The 6,733-nt window shown below is 51.9% G+C and carries 6 protein-coding genes; 3 read left to right on the forward strand and 3 right to left on the reverse strand.

Features of this window, described 5'->3' with window-relative positions; genetic code table 11:
- Positions 1–43: 43 nt before the first annotated feature.
- The gene (gene bioA, locus AC2FC2_RS02545; protein ID WP_265554266.1) at positions 44–1,318 is read left to right on the forward strand and encodes an adenosylmethionine--8-amino-7-oxononanoate transaminase; all 1,275 of its coding nucleotides are present in this window, start codon (positions 44–46) and stop codon (positions 1,316–1,318) included.
- Here the strand turns inward: bioA and AC2FC2_RS02550 are convergent.
- Positions 1,299–1,724 carry a YkvA family protein gene (locus tag AC2FC2_RS02550; RefSeq protein ID WP_265554270.1) on the reverse strand — a complete coding sequence of 142 codons (426 nt, stop codon included), beginning with the start codon at positions 1,722–1,724 and terminating at the stop codon, positions 1,299–1,301. The two genes, bioA and AC2FC2_RS02550, sit on opposite strands and share 20 nt — an antisense overlap.
- A 167-nt stretch (positions 1,725–1,891) precedes the next feature.
- Between AC2FC2_RS02550 and AC2FC2_RS02555 the strand changes: the two genes are divergently transcribed.
- Positions 1,892–2,374: a kinase inhibitor gene (locus AC2FC2_RS02555; protein ID WP_209632188.1), complete on the forward strand. Its 483-nt coding sequence runs from the start codon at positions 1,892–1,894 to the stop codon at positions 2,372–2,374.
- Positions 2,375–2,674: 300 nt separating this feature from the next.
- Here the strand turns inward: AC2FC2_RS02555 and pgl are convergent, their stop codons facing one another.
- Positions 2,675–3,679 carry a 6-phosphogluconolactonase gene (pgl, locus tag AC2FC2_RS02560; protein ID WP_490658659.1) on the reverse strand — a complete coding sequence of 335 codons (1,005 nt, stop codon included), beginning with the start codon at positions 3,677–3,679 and terminating at the stop codon, positions 2,675–2,677.
- A 316-nt stretch (positions 3,680–3,995) separates the two neighbouring features.
- Between pgl and AC2FC2_RS02565 the strand changes: the two genes are divergently transcribed.
- Positions 3,996–5,087, forward strand: a complete 1,092-nt coding sequence (locus tag AC2FC2_RS02565; RefSeq protein ID WP_490658660.1) for a tyrosine-type recombinase/integrase — start codon at positions 3,996–3,998, stop codon at positions 5,085–5,087.
- A 263-nt stretch (positions 5,088–5,350) separates the two neighbouring features.
- Here AC2FC2_RS02565 and AC2FC2_RS02570 read toward each other — a convergent pair.
- On the reverse strand, positions 5,351–6,733 hold a 1,383-nt coding region (locus tag AC2FC2_RS02570; RefSeq protein ID WP_490658661.1), incomplete at its 5' end, for a hypothetical protein.

The following is a 6,733-nucleotide window of genomic DNA, read 5'->3' on the forward strand; positions in this document are numbered from 1 at the left end:
GGATATACTGTCAACCATTACGAAAACGATTTGGTTTACAAGTATGTCTATCACTGCTGCCGACCTCGAATTTGACCAGCGCCATATTTGGCACCCGTACACGTCAATGAGCCATCCGCTCCCCTGTTACCCCGTAGAGTCCGCCAGCGGCGTTGAGCTACAACTGGCAGATGGCCGTCGTTTGGTTGACGGCATGTCTTCCTGGTGGGCGGCAATCCACGGCTATAACCACCCACAACTGAATCAGGCAGCCACGCAGCAGCTGGAAAAAATGTCACATGTGATGTTCGGTGGCATTACCCATCCCTCTGCGATTGCTCTGTGTCGCAAGCTGGTGGATATGACGCCGGAAGCGTTGCAGTGTGTGTTTCTGGCCGATTCCGGTTCGGTGGCGGTGGAAGTCTCGCTGAAGATGGCGCTGCAATATTGGCAGGCGCGTGGGGAAAAGCGGCAGCGTATTCTGACCCTGCGGCATGGCTATCACGGCGATACTTTCGGTGCGATGTCGGTGTGCGATCCTGACAATTCAATGCACAGCCTGTACCAAGGCTACCTCGCGCCACACCTGTTTGCTACTGCGCCGCAATGCGGTTTCGACCAAGCCTGGGATGAACATGATATCGCGCCGTTCGCCGCGCTGTTGGAACAGCACGCCGGAGAAGTGGCCGCGGTGATCCTGGAGCCCGTGGTTCAGGGGGCCGGTGGCATGCGTATTTACCATCCGACCTACCTCAAGCGAGTCCGTGAACTCTGCGATCGCCATCAAGTGCTGCTTATTGCCGACGAAATCGCCACCGGCTTCGGGCGCACGGGCAAGCTGTTCGCCTGTGAGCATGCCGACGTGGTGCCGGATATTCTGTGCCTGGGCAAAGCGCTGACGGGCGGCTATATGACGCTGTCCTCCACCCTGACCACCCGCCATGTGGCGGAAACCATCAGTAACGGCGCGGCAGGCTGCTTTATGCACGGCCCCACCTTTATGGGTAACCCGCTGGCCTGTGCGGTGGCCAACGCCAGCCTGTCACTGCTGGCGGAAAATCGCTGGCAACAGCAGGTCGCCGCTATCGAAACCCAGTTGAAACAGCAGCTATTACCGCTGAAGTCACTGCCAAAAGTGGCGGATGTGCGAGTGTTGGGGGCTATCGGCGTGGTGGAAATGCGTGAATCCGTAGATGTGGCACAGCTACAGCGTGGGTTCGTTGAACGTGGCGTGTGGATCCGGCCATTCGGTAAACTGATTTATTTGATGCCGCCATACATCATTGAACCCGATCAGCTCAGCCAGTTGACCTCCGCCATCACGGCAGCGGTGCAGTAATCGATTCCCAATGCTGGTCCAAATAGCGGGCCAGCATCACCAGACATAACACCCACAGCGCAATAATCATGGCTGCCGCCATGCGGCCGGTAGGATTATCGATACGCCGCTGTGCTTTCTCACGAAATTCCGCCATCAGTGGCCGGGGGATCAGGCGTACCGCCAGCATGATGCCCAGCGGCACGATGATCACGTCGTCCAGATAGCCCAACACCGGGATAAAATCCGGGATCAGATCGATAGGCGACACGGCATAACCCGCAACCAACAGGGCAATCAATTTTGCATACCATGGCGTGCGCCGGTCACGGGCCGCCAACCACAGTGCATAAATGTCGCGCTTAATGCCCTTGGCCCAGCGGCGCAGCCAGCTAAACCACGGCGTGCGTTTTTTTAATGAAATCATGGTTACTTTATATCGTTCTGTGAATTGTAGATGTCGAGTTTGTAGCCTCGGCGTTAATTATGGTAACCCATTGGTGACACAGCTGGCGAGATACAATGATGCTTGTGTTGTTGCGGCAAAACGATCTAGCTTAGGGGCTCTGCTTTTACCGACAACTGGGAGTCACCATGGCTTTTCGTTTGTACAGCAACGATCTGCAGGACGGCGCAAAAATGCCGGAGCCTCAGGTCTTTAACGGCATGGGTTATCACGGCGATAACCTGTCTCCGCATCTGGCCTGGGATGGCGTGCCGGAAGGCACCAAGAGTTTTGTGATTTCGGTTTACGATCCCGATGCGCCGACCGGCTCTGGCTGGTGGCACTGGGTGGTCGCCAATATCCCCGCGACGGCGCGCGAACTGCCGCAGGGAGCAGGCTCAGGCAAAGGGGGGTTACCGGCCGGGGCTATCCAGACCCGTACCGATTTTGGTTCCGCCGGTTATGGCGGCGCGGCTCCCCCACAGGGCGAAAGCCACCGCTACCACTTCACTGTACATGCGCTGGATGTAGAAAACATTGAGGTGGATGAGGGCTCCAGCGGTGCACTGGTCGGCTTTAACGTGCACTTCCACAGCCTCGGCAGCGCCACGCTGACGGTGACGTACAGCTGATTTGATTCGGGGCGGATATACCCGCCCCGATGGGAATGTTGGCTCGACATAGATATGATGAAGATGAGACTGCAAAAGCCAATCTACATCACCACCTGTCATACCTTGCGTAATATTCCTTTTCTATACCCCAAATAATTGGAGTTGCATCACAACAAAGCCACGGCTTAGTTGAACAGCGCTTGCGCTGGCCCCAACGGGGCGAGGCTTTGCCGAGTAACGCGGCAAGTTTGTAAATCCCCAGGAGCTTACTCAAGTAAGTGACTGGGGTGAGCAAACGCAGCCAACACAGAGGCAACTTCAAGTATGACGGGTATCTACTATGCTGACCCACATCGGGCCCTTACCTACCGGGTACCGCGCCAGGGTAGTCAGCTTGCCGTTGGCCTGATCGATTTCATACACCCCAATATGATCGGACTTCTGACCGGACGAAATCACAAAGCGCCCACTGTGATCGATATTGAAACCGCGCGGCTGCTCTTCGGTCGGGTGGTAGCCCACGACCGACAGGGTGCTACCGTCTTCGGACACACTGAAAATCGTCAAAATGCTGGCAGTGCGGTCACTGGTGTACAGGAAACGGCCGTTCGGCGTGATATGAATATCTGCCGCCCAGCGGGTGCCATTGAAATCAGCCGGCATCATGTCCAGAGTTTGCACCAGAGTATATTTGCCGCCGTTTTCGCTGATGGCGAACACATCCACGGTGCCATCCAACTCATTGACGCAATAGGCATATTTGTCATTGTGATGGAATGCCATATGACGCGGACCAGCGCCAACGGCAGTCGCTACGGCTTCCTGAGCATGCGGCGTCAAGGTGCCTTGCTGATCCAGATTGAACAGACGGATGCGATCTTCTTTCAGGCAGGGAACCAACAGCAGCTGATTGGTCGGGTCGATATTCGCCGAATGCGGCGCGGTTAAACCATCAATCTGCTGGATAGGGGCCACCACTACGCCGTCATGGCCGATCGGGCTGATGCTGGTGCAGTTGCCGCTATAGGATGCGGAGAACAGATAACGTCCCTGCAAATCGGTAGAAATATGGGTCGGGCTGCCTGGCAGCGGTGCCATACCGGCCTGTTGCAACATGCCATCCGCCTCAATGCGGTAGCTGACAATACCGAAAGCCGGACGCACGCCCACATACAGGTGTGTTCTGTCCGGGTGGATCGCCATCGGTTGAACCTGACCGGGGACGTCAACGGTTTGCAACAGTGCTAACGCACCTGTATCGCTGAGCTGCCACACGTGAATTTGTTGGCTCTCCGGGCTGGCGACATAAACGATTTGCTTCATGTGTTCTCCTTGCATAGGGTAAAAGAGAAACCGGTTTCAGGTTTTTCGGTTTCCCCTAGCTTACCTCACATCCGTGACATAACAACCCTGTGTTATAGATGAAATATGTGCGGTTTTATCCATCGCTTATCCGGTGTACCATCGGATTCATAACTGTATGCAAATACAGTATTTTCATATAAAAACCAATCACATCAACATGTAATACACTAATTAAATTGCTTTATTTTAATGCATTACAATCAGCTTTAATGTATTTTCCCATAATCAGCACCCCTAACAGCACCCCCAAAACACCCCACAAAGTGATTACTCTATGGCCTATTACAGCATCGAAAAAAGAACCAAGGCAGACGGCACTACCAGGTATAGATGCACAGTAGGCGTGCGTGAAAAAGGCCGCTACGTATTTCGTGAAAACAGAACTTTCACTAAGCAAGCGCATGCCAAGACGTGGGGTATTAACCGGGTAGCAGAGTTGGAAAAGAATGGTATTCCCAATGCCAGTGATGCTGACAGGATCACCGTTGCTGAACTCATTCAAAAATACATCGATGATCCGAAAACAGGCGGTAAGGCTGGGAAGGACAAAAAAACCACTCTTACAAAATTGCTTACGGCAGAACTGAGCACTTCAACTCTTTCAAAGCTGCAAGCAAACGACATCATTGATCACTGCCGGCGCCGGGTTGCTGTGGGGACATCACCATCAACAGTATCCCATGATTTGAGTTACCTCGGTACAGTGTTAAAAGCTGCCAAGCCAATATATGGAATTGACTACACCAACAACCCGATCGATGAGGCAAGACCCCTGCTGTCTAACATGGGGTTAATTTCGAAATCGAATAGGCGTTCACGCAGGCCAGATAAGGATGAGATCAAAGTTATCACTGAGGCCCTTCTGAAAAGGCAGGAACACCCTCGCGCAAGGATTCCATTTTTAGATATCTTTAATTTTTCCATACTGTCTTGTATGCGTATTGGCGAAGTTTGCCGCATAGAATGGGATGATGTTGACTATGTTCAAAAGTCAGTATTGGTCAGGGACAGGAAGGATCCCAGAAAGAAGGTCGGAAACCATATGAGCGTCCCTCTTTTGGGAGAGGCTTGGGAAATTGCCATGCGTCAGAAAAAAACATCAAAGTTCATTTTTCCATTTAACGAAAAATCAATTAGCGCAGCATTTGTACAAGTAAAAGAGAAAGTTGGGATTGATGATCTACGTTATCACGATCTTAAAAGAGAGGGAGCCAGTAGGCTTTTTGAGGCTGGTTTTAGCATCGAAGAGGTTGCCCAAGTGACGGGCCATAAAAATCTTAATACGCTTTGGCAGGTCTATACTGAGCTGTATCCGAAATCGTTACATGATAAGTTCGCGGCGCTGCAGATGGCTAAGGACAAGTAATGGGTAGTGTCACCATAAATGCTAGGCAGATATTCTTTCTAACCGAAAACGAACGGTACCCAAAATCTGACCGGAATAGTTCTTATATGTTCGCTATTCGCGAGGATGAAGAACACCAGCACTGGTTGTACACATTGCACAATCAGCGCTGGCAAATAGTTTCAGAAATACCATTCAAAACGGAGGGCTTTGCTATTGAAGCAGCTCTCGCTTTCGACTTTGCCACGCTGTACAAATAGCCAGGGTCCATCCCGGCAGTAATGTTATAGCGAACCCTGGTAGAAATAGTAATACAACCACAGGTCGCTCAAGTTTGCCGCAAGATACGGAATGTTTGTACCTGGACGGCCCTTGCCTTCTGAATCTTCCGACGAGTTGTTGCTGTAGCCATAGAACCTGCCTGGATAACCAGGGCGTGGCCCAAACTCAGCCTTGAACGTCTCTGAAAGTGACACGGCAGCATTTACCGTTGATTGTCGGTTATCCATCAGCAGTATCGCCATTACCCATGCAACTGTTGGTGGTTGACCGCGCCGTGACTCAGACCAACAATAGTCAAGTTCACGCAGCGCACCTGCACCAGATGTCGCCCTTAGTAACAAATTCACGTTATCAACCGGATGATCATTGCGACCAACCAGCTTGTAAGCGAATGCCAGGAAATAACCGATCCATGACTGGTACGGCAACCACAAATCAGTCGCAGGAGATGCATTCTGACTATCGGTAACAATACCTGGGATGACTTGGTATACCGTTGATAGGCGATTCAATACACCAGCAAACGTATTTTTGTAAACGTTCCCCACATCCAGTCCCGCATAAATTGCCAGACCCAGCACACGCATGCCCATTGCGTTTGAGTTACCGATATCAGTTGGGGATTTACCCCGCAACGGAATGCCACCTATCGCGTTGTATCGGTCAACCAAAGCGTCAGCAAAGTTTTTGATGCCTGCTTTCAGTTCGGTAACTGCAGCAGCATCATTTTCTTTCACTGCGGTGAAATACATCCACTGCAAGGGGGGGATGACGCATGTTGCCGCGAATTCAAGCCCATAGCGTTCGGAAAGGTAGTTATCACCGAGGTTTGCCAGTGGGCCAAAGTTCGCGTTCAAGTAATTCTTGAAATCGCCAAACAACTTCTGGAACGTGCTGTTTCTGTAACGAATGAATTTGATTATCTCTGTCGTGTACGGGCGGTGATACGACGTTTTTGTCCCTCCCTTCGCAACGTAGTAGTCATAGTAGTCCGGCATTTTTGCAGCATCGTCCCAGAATTCGAGGATAGACTCTGACAGTTCTGACAGCTCAGGCAATATCTGTTTGCGTTTATGGATCGGGTAGGCTCCCGCACCAAGGAAACCAACAGGTCGGTTGAAAACTTCAATCGCCACATTACGCGGGCTATCTTGCGTTTCATTGCAGTCCAGCCAGAACTCAAACGGCCACGCCCAGTCTTTCTCGACAGGCCAGTTAAGGAAGCTGTAATCGCTCATAGTCGGGTAACGCCAACCGGCATACATCTGAACTCCGCCCGTGCCAATGCCACCTGCAGCCGCCGTGATCGGTCGGGTTGGCCCATACTGGGTTCCACTGCGGTGTGTATCTCCGCACGCACGCACGACAGTTAAAGACATCGGCGC

Source organism: Serratia sp. CoH_122_TC_1, assembly GCF_058191755.1.